18 protein-coding genes are annotated in these 18,555 nt (G+C 68.3%); 7 read left to right on the forward strand and 11 right to left on the reverse strand.

Going from position 1 to position 18,555, the window contains the following annotated elements:
• Positions 1–195: 195 nt before the first annotated feature.
• Both RV986_RS05230 and RV986_RS05235 read right to left on the reverse strand, forming a co-directional pair.
• Positions 196–1,623, reverse strand: a complete 1,428-nt coding sequence (locus RV986_RS05230) for a coniferyl aldehyde dehydrogenase (protein ID WP_475916250.1) — start codon at positions 1,621–1,623, stop codon at positions 196–198.
• Positions 1,624–1,708: 85 nt separating this feature from the next.
• On the reverse strand, positions 1,709–2,497 hold the full coding sequence (locus RV986_RS05235; RefSeq protein WP_475916251.1) for an SDR family NAD(P)-dependent oxidoreductase: 789 nt from the start codon (positions 2,495–2,497) through the stop codon (positions 1,709–1,711).
• Between the two features lie 72 nt (positions 2,498–2,569).
• On the opposite strand from RV986_RS05235, the gene RV986_RS05240 reads away from it, so the two are divergent.
• The gene (locus tag RV986_RS05240) at positions 2,570–3,184 is read left to right on the forward strand and encodes a TetR/AcrR family transcriptional regulator (protein WP_475916252.1); all 615 of its coding nucleotides are present in this window, start codon (positions 2,570–2,572) and stop codon (positions 3,182–3,184) included.
• Entirely contained in the window at positions 3,181–3,984 is an 804-nt protein-coding gene (locus RV986_RS05245) for a maleylpyruvate isomerase family mycothiol-dependent enzyme (RefSeq protein ID WP_475916253.1), read from the forward strand. The genes RV986_RS05240 and RV986_RS05245 overlap by 4 nt, the downstream gene beginning before the upstream one ends.
• 376 nt (positions 3,985–4,360) lie before the next feature.
• Here the strand turns inward: RV986_RS05245 and RV986_RS05250 are convergent, their stop codons facing one another.
• Positions 4,361–5,212, reverse strand: coding sequence for a class I adenylate-forming enzyme family protein (locus tag RV986_RS05250; protein ID WP_475916254.1), 852 nt, complete (start codon positions 5,210–5,212; stop codon positions 4,361–4,363).
• Here RV986_RS05250 and RV986_RS05255 point away from each other — a divergent pair.
• Together RV986_RS05255 and RV986_RS05260 are read left to right on the forward strand one after the other, a co-directional pair.
• Positions 5,211–6,463 (forward strand): IS3 family transposase gene (locus RV986_RS05255; RefSeq protein WP_475916255.1). Its coding sequence is split into 2 segments (ribosomal slippage): positions 5,211–5,493 and positions 5,493–6,463, totalling 1,254 coding nucleotides; the frame shifts between segments, so codons are not numbered across the junction. The two genes, RV986_RS05250 and RV986_RS05255, sit on opposite strands and share 2 nt — an antisense overlap.
• 409 nt (positions 6,464–6,872) lie before the next feature.
• On the forward strand, positions 6,873–7,379 hold the full coding sequence (locus tag RV986_RS05260; protein ID WP_475916256.1) for a hypothetical protein: 507 nt from the start codon (positions 6,873–6,875) through the stop codon (positions 7,377–7,379).
• 68 nt (positions 7,380–7,447) lie between these two features.
• On the opposite strand, the gene RV986_RS05265 is transcribed toward RV986_RS05260, so the two are convergent.
• Both RV986_RS05265 and RV986_RS05270 read right to left on the reverse strand, forming a co-directional pair.
• Positions 7,448–8,638 (reverse strand): acyl-CoA dehydrogenase family protein, encoded by a 1,191-nt coding sequence (locus tag RV986_RS05265; RefSeq protein WP_475916257.1) that lies wholly within the window; start codon positions 8,636–8,638, stop codon positions 7,448–7,450.
• A 164-nt stretch (positions 8,639–8,802) separates the two neighbouring features.
• Positions 8,803–9,024 (reverse strand): CbtB domain-containing protein, encoded by a 222-nt coding sequence (locus tag RV986_RS05270; protein WP_475916258.1) that lies wholly within the window; start codon positions 9,022–9,024, stop codon positions 8,803–8,805.
• Positions 9,025–9,265: 241 nt separating this feature from the next.
• Between RV986_RS05270 and RV986_RS05275 the strand changes: the two genes are divergently transcribed.
• Positions 9,266–9,844: a histidine phosphatase family protein gene (locus RV986_RS05275; RefSeq protein WP_475916259.1), complete on the forward strand. Its 579-nt coding sequence runs from the start codon at positions 9,266–9,268 to the stop codon at positions 9,842–9,844.
• A gap of 319 nt (positions 9,845–10,163) precedes the next feature.
• On the opposite strand, the gene RV986_RS05280 is transcribed toward RV986_RS05275, so the two are convergent.
• Both RV986_RS05280 and RV986_RS05285 read right to left on the reverse strand, forming a co-directional pair.
• A complete protein-coding gene (locus RV986_RS05280; RefSeq protein ID WP_475916260.1) occupies positions 10,164–10,544 on the reverse strand; it encodes a four-helix bundle copper-binding protein in 381 nt (126 codons plus the stop codon).
• Between the two features lie 65 nt (positions 10,545–10,609).
• Positions 10,610–11,047 (reverse strand): nuclear transport factor 2 family protein, encoded by a 438-nt coding sequence (locus tag RV986_RS05285; protein WP_475916261.1) that lies wholly within the window; start codon positions 11,045–11,047, stop codon positions 10,610–10,612.
• A 93-nt stretch (positions 11,048–11,140) separates the two neighbouring features.
• Between RV986_RS05285 and RV986_RS05290 the strand changes: the two genes are divergently transcribed.
• Together RV986_RS05290 and RV986_RS05295 are read left to right on the forward strand one after the other, a co-directional pair.
• On the forward strand, positions 11,141–11,704 hold the full coding sequence (locus RV986_RS05290; RefSeq protein WP_475916262.1) for a PadR family transcriptional regulator: 564 nt from the start codon (positions 11,141–11,143) through the stop codon (positions 11,702–11,704).
• A 144-nt stretch (positions 11,705–11,848) separates the two neighbouring features.
• Positions 11,849–12,544, forward strand: coding sequence for a type 1 glutamine amidotransferase domain-containing protein (locus RV986_RS05295; RefSeq protein ID WP_475916263.1), 696 nt, complete (start codon positions 11,849–11,851; stop codon positions 12,542–12,544).
• A 45-nt stretch (positions 12,545–12,589) separates the two neighbouring features.
• Here the strand turns inward: RV986_RS05295 and RV986_RS05300 are convergent, their stop codons facing one another.
• The 4 genes from RV986_RS05300 to RV986_RS05315 are packed head-to-tail and all read right to left on the reverse strand — an operon-like array spanning position 12,590 to position 18,524.
• Positions 12,590–14,026, reverse strand: a complete 1,437-nt coding sequence (locus RV986_RS05300; RefSeq protein ID WP_475916264.1) for an aldehyde dehydrogenase family protein — start codon at positions 14,024–14,026, stop codon at positions 12,590–12,592.
• Between the two features lie 2 nt (positions 14,027–14,028).
• Positions 14,029–15,735, reverse strand: coding sequence for a thiamine pyrophosphate-binding protein (locus tag RV986_RS05305; protein ID WP_475916265.1), 1,707 nt, complete (start codon positions 15,733–15,735; stop codon positions 14,029–14,031).
• The gene (locus RV986_RS05310; RefSeq protein WP_475916266.1) at positions 15,732–16,655 is read right to left on the reverse strand and encodes an SDR family NAD(P)-dependent oxidoreductase; all 924 of its coding nucleotides are present in this window, start codon (positions 16,653–16,655) and stop codon (positions 15,732–15,734) included. The genes RV986_RS05305 and RV986_RS05310 overlap by 4 nt, the downstream gene beginning before the upstream one ends.
• A 42-nt stretch (positions 16,656–16,697) precedes the next feature.
• The gene (locus RV986_RS05315) at positions 16,698–18,524 is read right to left on the reverse strand and encodes a flavin-containing monooxygenase (protein ID WP_475916267.1); all 1,827 of its coding nucleotides are present in this window, start codon (positions 18,522–18,524) and stop codon (positions 16,698–16,700) included.
• Positions 18,525–18,555 lie beyond the last annotated feature (31 nt).

Consider the following 18,555-nt stretch of genomic DNA (forward strand, 5'->3'; position numbering starts at 1 on the left):
AGAGCGCCAACGACTTCAGCAGCAGGCCCCAGCGACAGTCCTCGTCGCCCTCCTCGCCGAGAACGCTGTCCTCCGCGAAAAACCGGCGGGAAAGGCAGGCCACAGGCGTCCTGGGACGCCGGCACCGCATGGCTGCGGATTACTCGCGGGCCCGTGCTTCGACGCGGGTGAGGCTTTGACGGCGGGAGCCACCGGTCATCGAAGGAAGAAGTTGAGGAGAGCGTCGGTGCGCTTGCTGAAGGGGGCATAGAGGAGGCGGACGGCGTTGAAGCGGCCTTGCACGCAGATGCCCTTGGGGTGGCTGAGCGTCCGGAACCCCTCGATCCCGTGGTACTGACCCATCCCGCTGGCGCCGACGCCGCCGAAGGGAAGGTCGTCCTGCCCGACGTGCATGACGGTGCCGTTGACGGTGACGTTGCCGGAGGTCGTGCGGTCGAGGACCTTGCGCCGGTCCGCGTCGTTGCTGCCGAAGTAGTAGAGCGCGAGCGGTCGTGGTCGTGCATTGACGTAGTCGATGGCCTCGTCGATGTCGCGGTAGGGGAAGATCGGCAGGATGGGGCCGAAGATCTCCTCGTGGGCTATCCGCATCTCGTCGGTGACGCCGAGCACGACGGTCGGCGCGAGGGTGTGCGGGCGGTGGGCGGCCTCGCCCGGCCGGTGACCGACCTCGATGATCCGTGCCCCACGGCTACGGGCGTCTTCGATCAGGTCGGTGAGGATCGCGTACTGCTTGTCGTTGATGATCGAGGTGTAGTCCTTGCTCGTCGGACCACCGGGGTAGGCGGCCTTCACCAGCCTGTCGTAGCTGTCGACGAAGGTGTCGATCTCGGATGCGTGCACCAGGGCGTAGTCGGGGGCTATGCAGGTCTGCCCGCCGCTGAGGAGTTTGCCGAAGACGATGTCGGACACGGTCCGGTCTTTTACGTGTCCCCTGGCGACGATGGTCGGAGACTTGCCGCCCAGTTCCAGCGTGACGGGGACGAGGTTCTCGCTCGCCGCCTTCATCACGGCTCGTCCGACTTCGGTGCTGCCGGTGAAGACGAGATGGTCGAAGGGCAGGGAGGAGAACGCGGCACCGTCACCGCTGACGATCGTGACCTGCTCCGGTGGGAAGAGCTCGCCCAGTATCGACGCGAGCACGGTGTTCGTCGCCGGGGTGAACTTCGACGGTTTGAGCATGACTCGGTTGCCGGCGGCGATCGCGGTGACGACCGGCATCAGCGACAGGATGACGGGATAGTTCCACGGTGAGATGACCCCGACCACTCCGAGCGGCTGGTACTCGATGCGGTTGGTGCCCCAACGCATGTGCAAGGCGGTGTGGCGGCCGGTCGGGCGCATGAACCGCCGCAGATTGTGCTCCAGGTAGTCGATGCCCTGGACGACGCCGCCGAGCTCCATCATCGCGGTCTCGTGGCGCGAGCGATTTCCGAAGTCGGTGTTGATCGCCTCCTCGATGGTGCTCCGCCGGGCGATCAGTGCCGCCTTGAACCTGCTCAGATCGCTGCGCCGCGCCGCCAGTGAGGGCGCTCCGTCGCGGCGGTAGGCAGCGCGCTGAACGGCGAGGATGTGGCCGAAGCGCTCCGCGTCCGTGGGCTGTGGGGTGACTTCTGTGATGGTCACGATGGTGGTCCTTTGCTGCTGGTGGGGACGACGGAGGAGCAGTGCCTGGGATGTGGAGCGGGTCGCCGAGAGCGGCGCCCTCCGGTCAGGGGCGGGCCATGCGGCCCATGAACCGGACGATCAGGCGGCGCGGCAGGATCTTGCTGGCGAGGGCGATCGGGCGGCCGTTGGTGATCACCGACGGGGGCGCGGAGCGGCGGTCGAGCGTGTCGAGGGCCGTCTTGACGACGTGGTCGGTGGTGACTCGCTTCGCGCCGTAGTCGGCCGTCTCGCTGCCGGCGGCGTCGTAGAACTCGGTTTTCGTGGCGCCGGGGCACACGGCGAGGACGCGCAGGCCGGTGCCACGGTTTTCTTCCCACAGCGATTCGGTGAAGCTGAGGACGAAGGCCTTGGTGGCGCCGTAGACGCTCAGGTACGGGGTCGGCTGGAAGCCCAGCAGGCTGGCGACGTTGATCAGGATGCCGGTGTCGGCGGAGGTCAGCGGGTCGATGTAGGCGCGGCTGAGGTCGACCAGAGCGCTGACGTTCAGCGCGATCATGCTCTGCAGGCGGTCCGGGTCCTCGTCGGTGAGGGCGTTGTGGGTGCCGAAGCCGGCGTTGTTGACCAGTCCGGTGGCGTGGATGCCGCGGGATTCGAGTTCGGCGCGCAGCGTGCGGCCGGCGTCGGGCTGGCCGAGGTCGCGGGCGACGACGGTCACCGTGACGCCGTGGACGCGGGTGAGTTCGTCGGCCAGGTCCTTGAGCCGGTCCGCGCGGCGGGCGACGAGTACGAGATCCGCGCCGCGACGGGCCAGTTGGCGGGCGAATTCCGCGCCGAGCCCGGAGCTGGCTCCGGTGACGATGACGGTCTGGCGGCGATAGTCGATTTTGCTCATGCCTGCACTCTACGCACATGTTTGCACTGAGTGCAAGCAATTGCATCTGGCGAAGAGATGTACCATCGGTGCATGACTCAGAAACCGGCCCCCCTCCGGGAACAGACCCGCTCGGTGGTTCGCGCGCTCCTCGCCCGGACCGCCCTCGAACTGTTCGCGGCCAAGGGGTACGACGACACGACCCTCGATGAGATCGCCGCGGCGGCGGGTGTCTCCAAACGGACCCTGTTCAACTACTTCCGGAGCAAGGAGGACCTCGCGCTCAACGGCCTGTCCGAGCAAGGGGAATTGATAGCCGCGCGGCTCGCCGAGCGCCCGGCCGACGAGGACCCGTGGACGTCGCTGCGTGCGGCGTTCCAGGTGCTCGAGGAGATGGACCTCACCGCCGAGCGCCGGCTCGAGATGACCACGCTGCTGTTCGGCAACGAATCCCTGCGCGCCGGCCACGCCGAGAAGCAGGCCCGCTGGCAGGACCTGTTCGCACCGCTGATCGAGCCGCGACTGCCCGAGTCCGACCATCGCACCCTGCAGGCCCGCGCGATCGCGGCCGCGGCGATCACCTGCCTCCAGGCAGCAACAGAAGAGTGGATGCGCCTGGGCGGACAGGCCGACATCTTCGACCTCTACGACTCGGCCGTACAGGCCATCCGCCGCCCCGCCTCATCACCAGAGAAGACAACGACATGAGCAAGCGCCTGCCCCCCGCCGACCTGCACAACATGGCCGCCGCCCTGCGCGCCGAACGCGCCGAGATGCTGAACTTCACCAGCAGCCTCACCAACGACGAATGGACCGCGCCCAGCGCCGCAGCCGGATGGCGCATCGCCGACGTCGTCGCCCACATCGGTGCGACGGCGCGCAGCTTCTACACGCCCGCCGGGCTGCGTACGAGCTTCGCCGCCAGCCTCGAACAGGCGAACGAAGACCCCGTCGATCGACGGCGAGACTGGAGCCGTGCCAAGGTCATGGCCGAGTATCAGCGCGCCGGCCGGCGCGCCACCACGCTCCTCGACGTCGTCAGGCGCACACCCGCCGCGCGAGTACGGGCACAGATGGCCGAACTCGGCCGCCACCCCCTGGGTCTGATGATCGGCGGCGCACTCGTCTTCGACCACCACACCCACCTGCGTCACGACATGGCCCCAGCGCTCGGCCGGCCCGTGCCGTCCACCGATGCGGACAGGATGCGCGCGGTCCTGACGTGGATGATCGCCGTACTGAACAATCAGGTCGCGCAGGCACCGGTCGCCGGGCTCGACGCCCGCGTCGCACTGACGCTCACGGGCCCAGGCGGCGGGACCTGGTGGATCGACGAGGCCGGGGGCCTGGCTCCCTCCGACGGCGCCGTCGGAGCGCACGTCACCGCCCCCGCGCTGACCTTCCCCGACTGGGGCACGCAGCGCTCCGCCTGGCGCGACAGCGACGTGACGGTCACCGGCGACGCCGAACTCGCCGCCCGCTTCCTCGACACCGTCAACGTCATCTGACCGGAGCACCAGAGGCCCGCCTCCCAGGCAGCCCCGGACCGCTTGTCCGCCACTTCTGGTGGCGGCGAGTTCCGGCCGGGGTGCCTCGGCTCCGAGCACACTCTTTTGGGAGAGAGCCCGGTCACAGGAATGGGGCGCGCTCCCCGCACGAGCGGCCGAGGGGAGTCGGCGGCACGCGGGGACGGCGGACTCACACCGGCGTCTTGGCGGTCCGGGCGGGCGTGTCCACTCTTACCCTCCGTCGCCGCGGCGCTGCTGCCGCCGGAGGAGGTCGACGCGACGTCCGCAGTGAAGACGGCCGACCGCCTACAGCCCTGTCTCCTGCGCGCCGTCGGCGACTCATGGCACGGGTGAGCGCCGCCCGCGCAGCTCGCGGTCAGGCACCGGCAGCCGCCGCGGCATGCGCCGCCCGCACCGCGATCTTGTCGATCTTGCCGACCGCGTTCTTGGGGATGGCCTCCACGACGACGTAGGAGGTCGGCCGCTTGTAGCCGCTGAGGCTCTTCGCACAGAGGGCTTCCAGCGCTGCCGGATCGACCGTCAGATCTGGTCGTGGCTGCACATACGCGACGACGACTTCCCCCCATTTCTCATCGGGGACGCCGATCACAGCGGTCTCGAGGACGGACGGGTCACCGGCCAGCACGTCCTCGATCTCCTTGGGGTAGATGTTCTCCCCACCGCGGATGATGATGTCCTTCGAGCGCCCGACCAGCGTCAGGTATCCCTCCGCGTCGAGGTGGCCGATATCGCCCGTGTGCAGCCAGCCGTCGACGACGGTCCGGGTAGTTTCGTCCGGGCGCCCGAGATAGCCGCGCATGATGTTGGCACCCCAGACGAGGATTTCGCCGTTCTGCCCCGGAGCCGCCTCGCTGCCGTTGTCACCGCCGATGCGTATGTCCTGCCCGGGGAAGGGCAGTCCCACGGTCCCGGCGCGTCGAGGACCGGCAACGGGGTTGACCGTGCAGGCGCAGGAGGTCTCGGACAGCCCGTACCCCTCGATGAGCGGAAACCCGTACCGGGCCTCGAAGCGAGTCAGCAGCTCGGCGGGCGCCGGCGCCGCGCCGCAGATGCCGTAGCGCACGGACGACGTGTCGGGCCGTACGGCATCCGGCAGGGCCGCCAGCATGTTGTAGATAGTGGGGACGGCGCTGAAGAAGGTGGGGCGCTCGCGCTTGAACCGCCCCGGCTCGAATGGAGACTCGATTTCGTGAAAGGATCGAGTCATGGCACGACCTTCCCGTTACCCGCTTGAGCTCCGCCGTCGTGCGGTGCGCATGGTCGCCGAGGTGTGCGACGACTATCCGACCGAGACGGCCGCCTTGCAGGCGGTGGCCGAGAAGCTCGACATCGGCTCGCGCGAGACGCTGCGGAACTGGGTGAAGCAGCACGCGATCGACGCGGGCCAGAGTCCGGGGACGACGACGGAGGAGTCCGCCCAGCTCAAGGCGTTGAAGAAGGAGAACGCCGAACTCAAGCGGGCCAACGAGATCCTGAAGGCCGCGGCGAGTTTCTTCGCGGCCGAGCTCGACCGGCCACACACACGCTCGTAGCGTTCATCGAAGAGCACCGGGACCGCTTCGGCGGCGTCGAGCCGATCTGCAGGACGCTCACCGAGCACGACTGCAAGATCGCCCCTTCCACGTATTACGCCCACAAGAAACGCCTTGAAACTCCCTCCGCCCGTTCCGTGCGCGATGAGGAACTCAAAGAACGGATCCAGGAGGTCTACACGTCCAACTACCGTGTCTACGGGGCCCGGAAGATCTGGCGCGAGCTGAACCGGCAGGGACATACGGTGGCCCGCTGCACCATCGAGCGTCTCATGCGCGAACTCGGCATCACCGGCGCCGTCCGCGGCAAGAAGGTGATCACGACGATCACCGATCCGGCCGCCGGGCGGGCCCCGGACCTTCTCGACCGCGACTTCGTCGCCCGTGCCCCGAACCGCTGCTGGGTTGCCGACTTCACGCATGTCGCCGCCTGGAGCGGTGTCGTCTACGTCGCCTTCGTCGTGGACACCTTCTCCCGGCGCATCGTCGGCTGGTCCGCCTCCACCTCCAAGAAGACCCAACTCGTCCTGGATGCACTGGAGATGGCCCTGTGGCAGCGCGACCGCGAGGACCGCCGGCACACTCCGGGGCAGCTGATCCACCACTCCGATGCCGGGTCGCAATACACGTCGTTCCGCCTCGCCGAACACCTCGACGCGGCCGGCATCGCGGCGAGTATTGGATCAGTCGGGGACGCATACGACAACGCCCTGATGGAGTCCACGATCGGTCTGTACAAAACCGAGTTGATCAAACCCCAACGTCCCTGGAAGTCGCTCTCCCAGGTCGAGTTGGCCACCGCCGAGTGGGTCGACTGGTACAACCACCGGCGCCTCCACGGTGAGATAGGCCACGTTCCACCCGTCGAGTACGAGGCCAATCACTACATGGAATCCACGAAACCCCAGGTCACAACCACAATCTGAGATCTCTACCGAACCCGGGGCGGTTCAATACGTACCGCCCTGGCTCACTGACATACGAACTCACGGGACTCGACGTCATCGGCGAGCACGAACCGATCGACGTAGGCATCACGTTCTCCGAAAACCCGCTCTACCCGACCTTTGGCCAGAAGCCCCAGGATTTCCCGCGCATCCACGCCAAACCGGGGGCACCCTCGAAGCACCGGTACTCGGGCGACGACGCCCTCTGTCTCTGGAACCCGCTCGATTCGGAAGAGCGACGGTGGACGAGTTCGAAGGGACTCCTGGACCTCATCGAGATTGTTCGCACACACTTGTTCCTCGAACACTACTGGCGGCTCACCGGTGGTGAGCACGACGGTCAGTGGCTGATTGAGGACGCCCCGCACAGCATGCCGGGGAGTGGTGCATGGAGGTCATCGCGGCGACAGCGGCGACGAGCGGCGGGTGGACCTGGTCCCAGACCACCGCGCTGATCGTCCCGTTCATCGCCGTGTTCGGCGCCTTCCTCACGTACGCCCTCAACCAGCGGGCGGCGAGACGAGAGCACCAGGCGAAGACGTTCGCCGAAGCCCTGACAGCGGTCGAGGAGTACCTGGAGATGCCGTACCGCATACGGCGCCGTCCGGAGTCCTCGGCCTCCATGCGACAGCAGCTCACGGACGAGGTGAGCAGTCTGCTGGCGCGCATGGCGTTCCACCAGGCATGGCTCCAGATCGAAGCGTCGTCCGTCGCAGGGCCGTACTCGAATCTCGTCGCCACGGCCCGCGCGGAAGCCGGCGCGCAAATGAGTCTTGCCTGGCAGCAGCCGCCCATCAGGACCGACGAGGGGATGAACCTCGGCGCGGCCTACCCCCGTGACGGATCAACAGCCGCCCGCGCGGCATGCATTGAAGTAATGCGCCGTCACCTCTGAGAACGGGCGGTGATCTTGATGCCAACTATCCCTCTTTTGTGCCAACTAAAAATCCTCGTCACATCAGGCTAACGCCGGACCCGCGGCATCCCCAGTCCGATCCACGAAATGATTTCGCGCTGGATCTCGTTGTTCCCGCCGCCGAAGGTGAAGATCACCGCCGAACGGTAGCCGCGTTCCAGCTCGCCGTGCAGGACCGCGCCCTCCGAGCCCTCCTTGAGGACACCGGGTGCGGCGACGATCTCCATGAGCCAGGCGTAGGCGTCCCGGCGCGCCTCGGAGCCGTACACCTTGACCGCCGAGGCGTCCTGCGGGGTGAGCGTGCCCTCCTGGACGGCGTTCACCATCTGCCAGTTCAGGAGCTTCATCGCGTCGAGCCTGGTGTGGGTCCGGGCGAGGCGGCGGCGCACCCAGGGGAGGTCGGCGACGCGGCGGCCGTCCGCCAGCTTGGTGTCCATGGCCCAGCGCTGGACGTCGTGCAGGGCGCGGATCGCCATGGTGCCGTGCGCGGCGAGGGTGACGCGTTCGTGGTTGAGCTGGTTGGTGATCAGCCGCCAGCCCTTGTTCTCCTCGCCGACCCGGCGCGAGAAGGGGACGCGGATGTTCTCGTAGTAGCTGGCGGTGGTGTCGTGCGAGGCGAGGGTGTTGATGAGGGTGCAGGAGTAGCCGGGGTCGGAGGTCGGCACGAGGAGCATGGTGATGCCCTTGTGCGGCGGTGCGTCCGGGTCGGTGCGGACCGCCAGCCACACCCAGTCGGCGGTGTCGCCGTTGGTCGTCCAGATCTTCTGGCCGTTCACCATGTAGTGACCGGTGACCTCGTCGCCCTCTCTGACCGCTTTCGTCTTCAGCGCCGCCAGGTCGGTGCCCGCGTCGGGTTCGCTGTAGCCGATCGCGAAGTCGATCTCGCCGGAGAGGATCTTGGGCAGGAAGAACTCCTTCTGCTCCTCGGTGCCGAACTTCATGATCGTCGGGCCGACGGTGTTCAGCGCCATCAGGGGCAGCGGTACGCCCGCCTGGGCGGCCTCGTCGAAGAAGATGAACTGCTCCATGGGGGTCAGTCCGCGCCCGCCGTACTCCTCGGGCCAGCCCACGCCGAGCCAGCCGTCCGTACCGAGCCGCCGGATCGTGTCGCGGTAGAACCGCTTCTGGGCGGCCGGGTCGCCGTACCGGGAGTATGCGTGGTCGGGCACCAACTCGGCGAAGTAGCCGCGCAGTTCGGTCCGCAGCCGCTGCTGCTCTGGCGTGTATTCGAGATGCACGGCGCCTCCTGGCTCCCCAAGGCCGGACCTGACGGCGCACACCGTAGAACGTGTTTCAGAAATTGGGAATGCCGAGGACGTACGAGAAGGGCGGGCCCGGTGGTCCGGGCCCGCCCTTCTCGTACGCTTCCCGTTCGTCCTCGTACGCTTCCCGTTCGTCGCCGTCAGTGGCAGGGGAAGCCGAGCAGGTGGCGGGCGTCGTGGACCCACTCGTGGACGTTCTCGCCGGACACCAGGGAGGTGGCGCCCTGTTCGGCGCCGACGAAATAGAGCAGGACGAGCATCAGGACGCCGAAGAAGACCGCCCAGGGGACGATCGCGCCGATCGGCAGTGTCGCCGGTACGGCAGGGGTGTCGGCGTTCGGCTGGACGATGGACTGCGCCATGGGGCAGGACCTCCTGGGGAACTCGCGTCCCGTCTCGGTGGTGCACAGGACGACAGCCACGGGTCTGACTTGCCCCGGCCTTCACCGTCCCTGGCGGGCGTGGCTCGTGCTGGGGTTACAGTGGCGCGACCGTGCCGGATTCCCACCGGACTTCCGCCGAACCGTCGTCAATATCATCGAGACCGTACCGCGAAGCCCGGGCCCGGCCAAGGGCGCGTGGACCGCGCACGAGAGTGGATGTATGACCAGCCGAGTAGTCCTTGTCTCCGCCGCGATCAGCACGGCGCTGCGAGAGGCCCGTTTCGACGAGGGGGGCCGGGTCGACGCCACGGGGCTGCGGCTCGCGCGGGCGGCCGCGGGGGCGGTTCCCGCGGCGGAACGGCTGTGGGTCTCGCCCACCGTGCGATGCCGCGAGACGGCCGAGGCGCTCGGCCTCGACGCGGTGGTGGACGTGGCCGAGTTGGCCGCTCTGAACGTGGGCCGCTGGCGTGGCGCGACCCTGGAGGAGGTGAGCGCCGAGGAACCGGAGGCGGTGGCCCGGTGGCTGGCCGATCCCGGTGCGGCGCCGCACGGCGGAGAGTCGGTGCGGGCGTTCTGCGAGCGGGTGGCGGGATGCCTCGACACGGCCGCGGAGTTCTCGGGCCGGACTGTCGCCGTGGTGGAGCCGGAGGTCGTACGGGCTCTGGTGGTACGGGTGTTGGAGGCGCCGGAGTCGGCGTTCTGGCGGATCGACGTGCCGCCCCTGACCGCCACGGAGCTCAGCGGCCGCGCCGGCCGCTGGAACCTACGGCCCGGACGACCCCTCACGACGCCGACGTGACCGGACCCGGACGCCACCGACGCGACCGGGCCGTGACGACGCCGGCCTGACAGGGCCCGGGTCGGCCCGGGCCGAGGTGCGCCGAGGTAGGCCGAGGTGGAACCGTCGGGGGCCGGAACCGGACGGGTCTTGCCGGTCTGAGCGACCCCAAGCAGGTTCGCACCCCTCCGAGACAAGGCGGGGCGGGGCAGTACGGGGCAGTGCGGGACCCTCCGAGCCGGGCTCAGCCGTCCTGAAGCGGATCGGAGCCGGTCCAAGAGAGCCCGTGCCCGTCGGGGCCGCCCCTCGGGGCCGCCCGGCGGCGGCCCGAGCCCGTGCCTCAGGCGCGGCTCAGCGTGGCGAGGAAGTCCGTGCAGGCCTGCGCACATTCGCGGCAGGCCTTGGCGGTGTCCTGCCCGCCGGGGCACTCGTCGAAGACGTCCGCGCACTCACGGCAGACGGTGCGGCACCACTCGACCTGGACACGGATACCGGCCGCGTCCCGCCGCGCCTCCTCGGCCAGCACACCGCACGTCGCATCGCACACCTCCACACACTTGAGGCCCTTGCGCCGCACGAGTTCCTGTCCCCTCAGCCCGCCCGGATCCATCAGGCTCGCCCGCAGCGCGCACGCCCGCGCACACGCGAGGCAGGCCTGCGCGCAATCGAAGCGATCTTCCAGGAATCGGATGAGTTCGTACTGGGATGTCGTTGTCGTCACAACGGGCGGGTAGCCGGAGGCGAAGGCGTCAAACCCGAGAAGCGGGAAGCACGAGCAGGCGTCGGTTACGCCCCGCCCGCCTCCGCCACCCCGGCCGTTCCCGTCGTCTCCGTCACCCCCGCGGCCTCCCGCAAGATCTGTTCGAACTCCGCGCCCATCGCCTCGGACAGCGCGTGCGCCGCGGAGAGCGGGCGGACCATCACCATCAGGTCGTCGATCCGGCCGTCCTCGTCGAAGTGCAGGAAGTCGCAGCCGTTCAGCTCCTTGTCCCCCACCTTCGCCGTGAAGATCAGCGCGTGGTCGCGACCGTCCGCACCGGCGATCTCGCGCACGTAGCGGAAGTCGGTGAAGACGCGGGAGACCCCGCGCAGAATGGCCGCCGTGATCGCCTTGCCCGGGTACGGCTTGAAGGCGACCGGGCTGGTGAACACGACGTCGTCGGCCAGCAAGGCCTCCACCGCGGCGAGATCGCCCGCCTCCACGGCTTTCCGGAAGGGATGCATCGAAGCCCCACCTCTCATCTCTCTGGTACTCAACTAATTGATTAAGTGCGGAACAGATTAGTCATGGAGGTGTACGCCGTCTACCCTTGGCCCATGGCATTGCGCAACGCGGTCCTCGCCGCGCTTCTGGAGGGCGAGGCGTCGGGATACGACCTGGCCAAGGGGTTCGACGCCTCGGTGGCCAACTTCTGGATGGCGACCCCTCAGCAGCTGTACCGGGAACTCGACCGGATGGCGGCCGAGGGACTCATCGAGGCCCGGCTCGTCCAGCAGGAGCGGAGGCCGAACAAGCGGATCTTCTCCCTCACCGACGCGGGCCGCACCGCACTGCGCGACTTCACGGCCGAGCCGCCGAAGCCCACGGCCATCCGCGACGAACTGCTGGTCAAGGTCTATGCCCTGGACCAGGGGGACGAGCGGGCCGTACGCGCGGCGATCACCGAACGGCTGGAGTGGGCCCGCGCCAAACTGGCCCGCTACGACCGGATCCGTGCCCGGCTCCTCGACGGGCGCACCGAGGACGAGTACCTGGCCACGGCCGAGCGCGTCGGCCCGTATCTGACGCTGATGGGCGGACGCGCCTTCGAACAGGGCACCATCCGCTGGGCCGAACAGGCCCTGCGCGTCCTGGAACGGCGGGCCTCCGTACCGCGATAGCCCGCTCCAGCCGCGCACCCCGTATTCCCCAGGGCCCATCGGATGTCCAATGGCTCCTCCTGGGTTCCCTATTGGTCACCCGTGCCGGGCCCGCAATACCGTCGAGGACATCGCCCCGCCCCCGCACCCCCGGAGAAACGCACCATGTCGAGGATTCTCTTCGTGATCACCGGCGTCGACCACTGGACGCTCGCCGACGGCACCCGCCACCCCAGCGGCTTCTGGGCCGAGGAGGCCGTCGCCCCGTACGAGGCGTTCACCTCCGCCGGCCACGAGGTCGTCGTCGCCACGCCGGGCGGCGTCGTGCCCACCGTGGACCGGGGGAGCCTGGCGCCCGGGGTCAACGGCGGCCGGGACGGTGCCGACCGGATCGCGCACGCCCTCGACTCGATGACCGAGCTCCAGCGGCCGATCAAGCTGGAGGAGGTCGACCTCGCCGACTACGCGGCCGTCTTCTACCCCGGCGGCCACGGCCCGATGGAGGACCTCGCGGTCGACGCGGACTCCGGCCGGCTGCTCACCCTCGCGCTGGAGTCGGGCAAGCCGCTCGGTGTGGTGTGCCACGGCCCGGCCGCGCTGCTCGCCGCGACGAAGGAGGACGGCACCAACGCCTTCGCGGGCTACAAGGTCTCCGGGTTCACCAACGCCGAGGAGACGCAGGGCGGTTTCGCCGACCGGGCCAAGTGGCTGCTCCAGGACCGGCTCGTCGAGGCGGGCGTCGACTTCCAGGTGGGCGAGCCGTGGGCTCCCAAGGTGGTCGTCGACCGCAACCTGGTCACCGGGCAGAACCCGGCGTCCTCCGCCCCGCTCGCGGTCGAGCTGCTGAAGAAGCTGACCTGATCTCCAGAGGCTCGGACCGGCTCGACGACGACATCGCCACGCCCCCTATGAAGCGGCTTCATCGGGGGCGTAACCGAGAATCCCCTTGATCTCCAGGTAGTCGTGGAAGCCGAACTCGCCCCACTCACGACCGTTGCCGCTCTTCTTGTAGCCACCGAAGGGACAGCCGAAGTCGAAGCCGTCGTTGATGGCGACCCACCCTGCCCGGATGCGGCGGGCGACGGCACGGGCCTTCTCCAGGTCCGCGCCCGCCACATATCCGGCGAGGCCGTACTCCGTGTCGTTCGCGATCTCGACGGCGTGATCCACGCTGTCGTAGCCGAGAATCGTGACCACCGGCCCGAAGATCTCCTCCCGGGCGATGGTCATGTCGTTGGTGACCTCGGCGAAGACGGTGGGCTTGACGTAGTAGCCCTTCTCCAGTCCTTCCGGGCGTCCGGTACCGCCGGCCACCAGCGTGGCTCCCTCGTCCGTGCCCTTCTGGATCAGCGCCTGGATCTTCTCGAACTGGTCCGCCGAAACCACCGGCCCCATGACGAAGTCGCCATGGGGATCGCCGACGGTGATCCCGGACGCGGTCTCCCGCGCGACACCGATGGCTTCCTCCATCCGGGCGCTCGGCACCAGCAGGCGCGAGGGCGCGCTGCAGGTCTGTCCGGAGTTGCCCATCATGGTGGCCACGCCCTTGCCGACGTTCTCGGCGAAGGCCTCGTCGTCGAGGACGATGTTCGGGCTCTTGCCGCCCAGTTCCTGTGTGATCCGCTTGACGGTGGGGGCGGCGTTCCTCGCGATCTCGATGCCCGCGCGCGTCGAACCGGTGAAGGAGACCATGTCGACGTCGGGATGACAGGACAGCGGCACTCCCACGCCCGGTCCGTCGCCCTGGACGAGATTGAACACACCGGCAGGAACACCCGCGGCGTCCAGGATCTCGGCGAAGATCTGCCCGGTGAAAGGCGACCTCTCCGACGGCTTGAGCACCATGGTGCAGCCGGTCGCCAGCGCGGGGAACACCTTCACGGCCATCTGGTTCATGGGCCAGTTCCACGGCGTGATCAGACCGCAGACGCCGATCGGCTCCTTCACCACCAGCGTGGCGCCCCGCTGCTCCTCGAAGACGAAGTCCTTGAGCACCGCGATCGCCGTGGTCAGGTGACCTGCCCCGAGCCCCACCTGGAAGCCGCCCGCGAGCGCGGCCGGCGCACCCATTTCCTCGGTCAGCGCCGCGGCGAGGTCACCGGCACGCTTCTGGTACACGTCGAGGATGTTCTGGAGTACCTCGACCCGCTCCGTGCCCGTGGTCGCCGACCAGTCGGGGAAGGCCCGGCGGGCCGCCGCGACCGCCCTGTCCACATCGGCGGCGGAGCCGACCGCCACCTTCCCGCAGACCTCCTCGGTCGCGGGATTCACGACCTCCGAGGTCCCCGGCTCCGCCGGATCGGTCCACTGGCCACCGATGTAGAACTTCACATATTCACGCATGGTCACTGCGTCCCTTCCGCGTACCAGGTCCGGAACTCGTCATAACTCGGCATTTCTTCCGAGTTCGCCTTCGGGTCGACCGCCACGTGGATCACTCCGGGCTTACCGCTGGCGTAAGCGCGCTTGATGGCGGGGGCGATGTCCTCATCGCGTTCCACGTATTCGCCGTGGCAGCCGAAGCCTTCGGCAACCTTGTCCAGCCGGGTCTTCCGGCTCCAGTGCACGCCTGTCTCCAGCGAACCCTGGCCGAAGGTCCGCTTGTACACGCCCACTTCGAGGCCCCAGGCGTAGTCGACGGCCACGACGCAGACGAGGGGAAGATTCAGGCGCGCGGCGGTTTCGAGTTCCGCGATGTGGAACTGGAACGACGAGTCCCCGGTGATCAGCATCAACGGACGTTTCCCGCCCTCCGCCACCGAGGCGCCGACGGCATAGGGAAGCCCCGTGCCCAGGTGACCGAAGTTCTGGTTCCACATCACGTCGTGGGGCTTCGCCTGTGAATAGGTCCAGCCGAAGATGGTCGTGGCGCCGCCGTCGCGCACCATGATGCCGTCCTTCGGGAAGACCTTGGTCGCCTCTACGATCAGGCGCGCGGGATGCACGGGCGACATGCCGGAAGGAGCGGTCTCCGCCAGTTCCGCGAGCTGCGCCGCATCCTGTGTGATCCAGCCCGCCAGTTCCGGGGAGGCGGTACGCGGTGAATCCCTGAGCGCGTCGACGAGTTGGGGAACGATCGCCCGCAGGTCGCCCACCAGCGGTACGTCGACCGAGCGGTTCACACCGATCGCCTGGGGGTCCTGCTCGACGAGAATCCACTTGCGGTCGGCCTCGTTCGCGACCCAGTGCCGCCCCCGTCCGTAGTGGACCGGTTCACCGAGTTCCGTGCCGATGGCGAGACACAGGTCGGATCGCACCACCGCGTCGATGGCCGCCGCCGAGAAGCCATAGGGGAACGTACGGTCTTCCAGCCCCGCGATGTACGAGGTACCGCCCGATGTCTGGATGACGGGGCAGGCCATCGCGTCGGCGAGCGCCCTGACCGACTCCCCCGCACGGGCGGTATGGACACCGTGCCCCACCAGGAGAATCGGCTGCTCGGCCGCGCCGATGAACCGCACGGCCTCGGCGATCCTGTCCGGTCCGGCCGTCTGGCCGACCAGGCGATAGGCCTTCGGCGGCAGTGCCGCGGGTACGTCCAGCTCTTCCTGGATCACATGCGAGGGATATTCGATGTACACCGGCCCCGGTGTTCCCGACAGCGCTTTCCGCAGGCCCTCGCGGATGACTTCGTCGGTCTGGTCCGCGTATTCGATACTGGCGGAGTACTTCACCGAGGGCTCGAAGAGGGCGGCCTGTTTGACGAACTGGATACGGCCGCGCCGAACCCGCTGTTCGGTGATCCGCGCGCGCTGTCCGCCCAGGAAGACGACCGGGGAGTTCTCCACCTTGGCGCACATCATGGCACCGGCCAGGTTGGCGACACCGGGGCCCAGCGTGCCGATGCACACCGCGGCCTTTCCGGTCATGCGCGACACCGCTTCCGCCATGAATCCGGCGGATTCCTCGTGGTGGGGGGAGACCACATTCCAGCCGCGCTCTTCGGCGAGATGGAACATGTGGACGAAGTTCGGGTCGGGTATACCGAATATGGTGTTGATTCCCTCGGCCTCGAAGAGCTGCAGAATGCGTTCATACACTTTGACCGTCATGAGTGCTCGCTGCCTTTCGTGGCCATCGCGAAACTGTTGCGGATGTGGTCGACATGGGCCGAGGGGACGACCGGCAGGATCCATGGGTCGGTCGTGTCGCGGATGGCGGCGATCTCCTCGCCGACCTCCTCGATCGACCAGGACGGCCGGTACACGCCCGGCGTCTCGGCGACGAAGGCCCTCGCCACCCGGCCCGCGATCGACACCAGCATCTCCCCGGTGATCGAGCAGGATTCATGGGCGAGCCAGCCCACGACCGGTGCCGTCAGCTCCGGCCCCATCGGCGGATAGGCCGATGTGTCGATCCCCTCGGCCATGCGTGTCACGGCACCGGGCACGATGACGTTGCACCGCACGCCCTCGGCGGCGCCTTCGAGCGCGACCACGTTGGACAGCCCGATCATGCCCGCCTTGGACACGCCGTAGTTGGCGACCCGGTGGTTGCCGTAGAGACCGCCGATCGACGAGGTCAGCACGACTCGGCCGTAGCCCGCCTCGCACATCAGGGGGAACGCGGGCCGCACGACGTGGAAGGCGCCCCTCAGGTGGACGTCCAGGACGGCGTCGAAGTCCTCGTACGTCATCTCCGTCAACGACGCGTGCCGAACGATTCCGGCGTTGTGGACGAGGATGTCGAGGCGGCCGTAGTGGTCGAGCGCGGACTCGATGACGGCCCCTCCTCCCTCGGCCGTCGCCACGGACTCGGTGCAGGCGACGGCCTCACCCCCCGCCGCCCTGATCTCCCGGACCACCTCGTCCGTGGGACCGGTGTCCACGCCGTCTCCGCTCAGGCTGCCGCCCGGGTCGTTGACGACGACCTTGGCACCCTTCGAGCCGAGCAACAGGGCGTAGGCACGCCCCAGTCCCCGGCCGGCGCCGGTGATCACGGCCACCCGGTCGTCGAATCTGAGTTCAGCCATGGGGTGTTCCTCTCACGACGCGCTTCACGGGGCGGGTGCTCGTCACTTGTCGAGAACGAGGCCCTGCATCTCGCCCGAGTCGCGCCATGCCCGGAGCAGGTCCTCAAGGGCGTAGAAGCCGGGCCAGTAGGGCTCGCCCAGATGCGACCGGATCATCTGCTCGCCCTCGTTGTTGTAGTAGCCGGGCGTGCATTCCCGCTGGAAGTCGGTGTTGTCGACCGCGGTCTCCCGGACGGTCGCGCCCCACTGGTCCTGTGCCTGTGCGGTGGGTTCGACGGTCGTGGCGCCACGCGCCAGGGTCTCCTTGACGACGTACGCGATGTGGTGGGCCTGCTGCTCGAACATCGCCGTCGTGCTCGCGGTCACGCCGCCCTGCAGGAAGCCGGTGAAGAACTGGTTGGGGAAGCCGTGGCTCATGATGCCGTGCAGGGTGCGATAGCCCTTGGCCCAGTGGTCGTAGAGCGACAGGCCCTCGCGGCCGGCGAACGGCCGGATGCCGAGGCGGCGGTCGAGGTCGGTGGTGATCTCGAAGCCGCTGGCGAAGATGATGCAGTCCACCTCGTGTTCGACGCCGTGGGCGACGATGCCCTTCTCCGTGATGCGTTCGACGCCCTTGGTGTCCGACACATCGACGAGGGTGACGTTCGGGCGGTTGAAGGCGGGCAGGTACTCGTCGTTGAAGCACGGCCGCTTGCAGAGGAAGCGGTAGTAGGGCTTCAGTGCCTCAGCCGTCCTCTTGTCCTCGACGACGGCGTCGACGCGCTCACGCAGCCGCTGCATCGCCTGGTAGTCCTGAAGCTCCCGCAGCTCCATGAACTTCTCCGGATCCGCCAGCGCGGCCCACCCGTTGGTGGCGTCCAGATGCGCGGCCAGGTTGCGGCTGACCTCGGTCCAGCCGTCGCACACGAGGTCCGGCTGACCGGGGGCGAAGGCCTCGAACGCCGCGGTGTGGAAGTTGCGCTGCCGCTCCTTCTGCCAGCCCGGCTCCAGCGTCTTCACCCAGGCGGGATCGGTCGGTACGTTGCCGCGCTCGTCTATGTACGACGGTGTGCGCTGGAAGACGTACAAGTGCTGGGCGGACCTGGCGAGGTGCGGGACGACCTGGATGCCGCTCGCTCCCGTGCCGATGACGGCGACCCGCTTGTCCGCGAGCCCGTCGAGGCCGCCGCTCATGTCGCCGCCGGTGTACGCGTAGTCCCAGCGCGCGGTGTGGAAGGTGTGCCCGCGGAAGTCCGTGATGCCGGGGATTCCGGGCAACTTCGGCCGGTTGAAGGGCCCTTGGCACATGATGACGAAGCGGGCCCGGATGTCGTCGCCCCGGTTGGTGCCGATCCGCCAGCGTTTGATCGAGTCGTCCCACTCCAGCGAGCGGATCAGGGTGCTGAAGATCGCTCTGTCGTAGAGGCCGAAGTGCTTCCCGATGCGCTGACAGTGCTCGAAGACCTCGTCCCCGAAGGAGTACTTCTGCTTGGGGATGTAACCGACCTCTTCGAGCATCGGGAGGTAGCAGTAGCAGTCGGTGTCGCACTGGATCCCGGGGTAGCGGTTCCAGTACCAGGCACCGCCGAAGTCACCGGCCAGTTCGATGACCCGGAAGTCGGAGACACCGGACTGCTTGACGCGGGCCGCGGTGATCAGACCCGAGAGGCCGCCGCCGAGGATCGCCACGTCGATGTCCTCCGAGATCGGCGGGCGCGGCACGACCGGGGTGTACGGATCGGCCTCGTAGTACTCCTCGAATTCGCCCTCGGCCTCCAGGTACTGCTTCTGCCCCTCACGACGAAGTCGCTTGTCGCGCTCGGACAGGTACTTCGCCCTGAGGGCCGCGTGATCTGTCTCCGGCGTCTGTGTCGGTGCGCATTTCGGCATGCGAAGTCCTCGGCTCGGGCGGTGACTCGGG

The organism is Streptomyces sp. RLA012 (genome assembly GCF_056270325.1).

Bases quoted from the DNA above. Each gene is read 5' to 3' on its own strand.
- RV986_RS05235 (WP_475916251.1), bottom strand. From the start codon at position 2,497: ATGAGCAAAATCGACTATCGCCGCCAGACCGTCATCGTCACCGGAGCC.
- RV986_RS05305 (WP_475916265.1), bottom strand. From the start codon at position 15,735: ATGACGGTCAAAGTGTATGAACGCATTCTGCAGCTCTTCGAGGCCGAG.
- RV986_RS05300 (WP_475916264.1), bottom strand. From the start codon at position 14,026: ATGCGTGAATATGTGAAGTTCTACATCGGTGGCCAGTGGACCGATCCG.
- RV986_RS05270 (WP_475916258.1), bottom strand. From the start codon at position 9,024: ATGGCGCAGTCCATCGTCCAGCCGAACGCCGACACCCCTGCCGTACCG.
- RV986_RS05240 (WP_475916252.1), top strand. From the start codon at position 2,570: ATGACTCAGAAACCGGCCCCCCTCCGGGAACAGACCCGCTCGGTGGTT.
- RV986_RS05260 (WP_475916256.1), top strand. From the start codon at position 6,873: ATGGAGGTCATCGCGGCGACAGCGGCGACGAGCGGCGGGTGGACCTGG.
- RV986_RS05290 (WP_475916262.1), top strand. From the start codon at position 11,141: ATGGCATTGCGCAACGCGGTCCTCGCCGCGCTTCTGGAGGGCGAGGCG.
- RV986_RS05275 (WP_475916259.1), top strand. From the start codon at position 9,266: ATGACCAGCCGAGTAGTCCTTGTCTCCGCCGCGATCAGCACGGCGCTG.
- RV986_RS05295 (WP_475916263.1), top strand. From the start codon at position 11,849: ATGTCGAGGATTCTCTTCGTGATCACCGGCGTCGACCACTGGACGCTC.
- RV986_RS05285 (WP_475916261.1), bottom strand. From the start codon at position 11,047: ATGCATCCCTTCCGGAAAGCCGTGGAGGCGGGCGATCTCGCCGCGGTG.
- RV986_RS05250 (WP_475916254.1), bottom strand. From the start codon at position 5,212: ATGACTCGATCCTTTCACGAAATCGAGTCTCCATTCGAGCCGGGGCGG.
- RV986_RS05315 (WP_475916267.1), bottom strand. From the start codon at position 18,524: ATGCCGAAATGCGCACCGACACAGACGCCGGAGACAGATCACGCGGCC.
- RV986_RS05310 (WP_475916266.1), bottom strand. From the start codon at position 16,655: ATGGCTGAACTCAGATTCGACGACCGGGTGGCCGTGATCACCGGCGCC.
- RV986_RS05245 (WP_475916253.1), top strand. From the start codon at position 3,181: ATGAGCAAGCGCCTGCCCCCCGCCGACCTGCACAACATGGCCGCCGCC.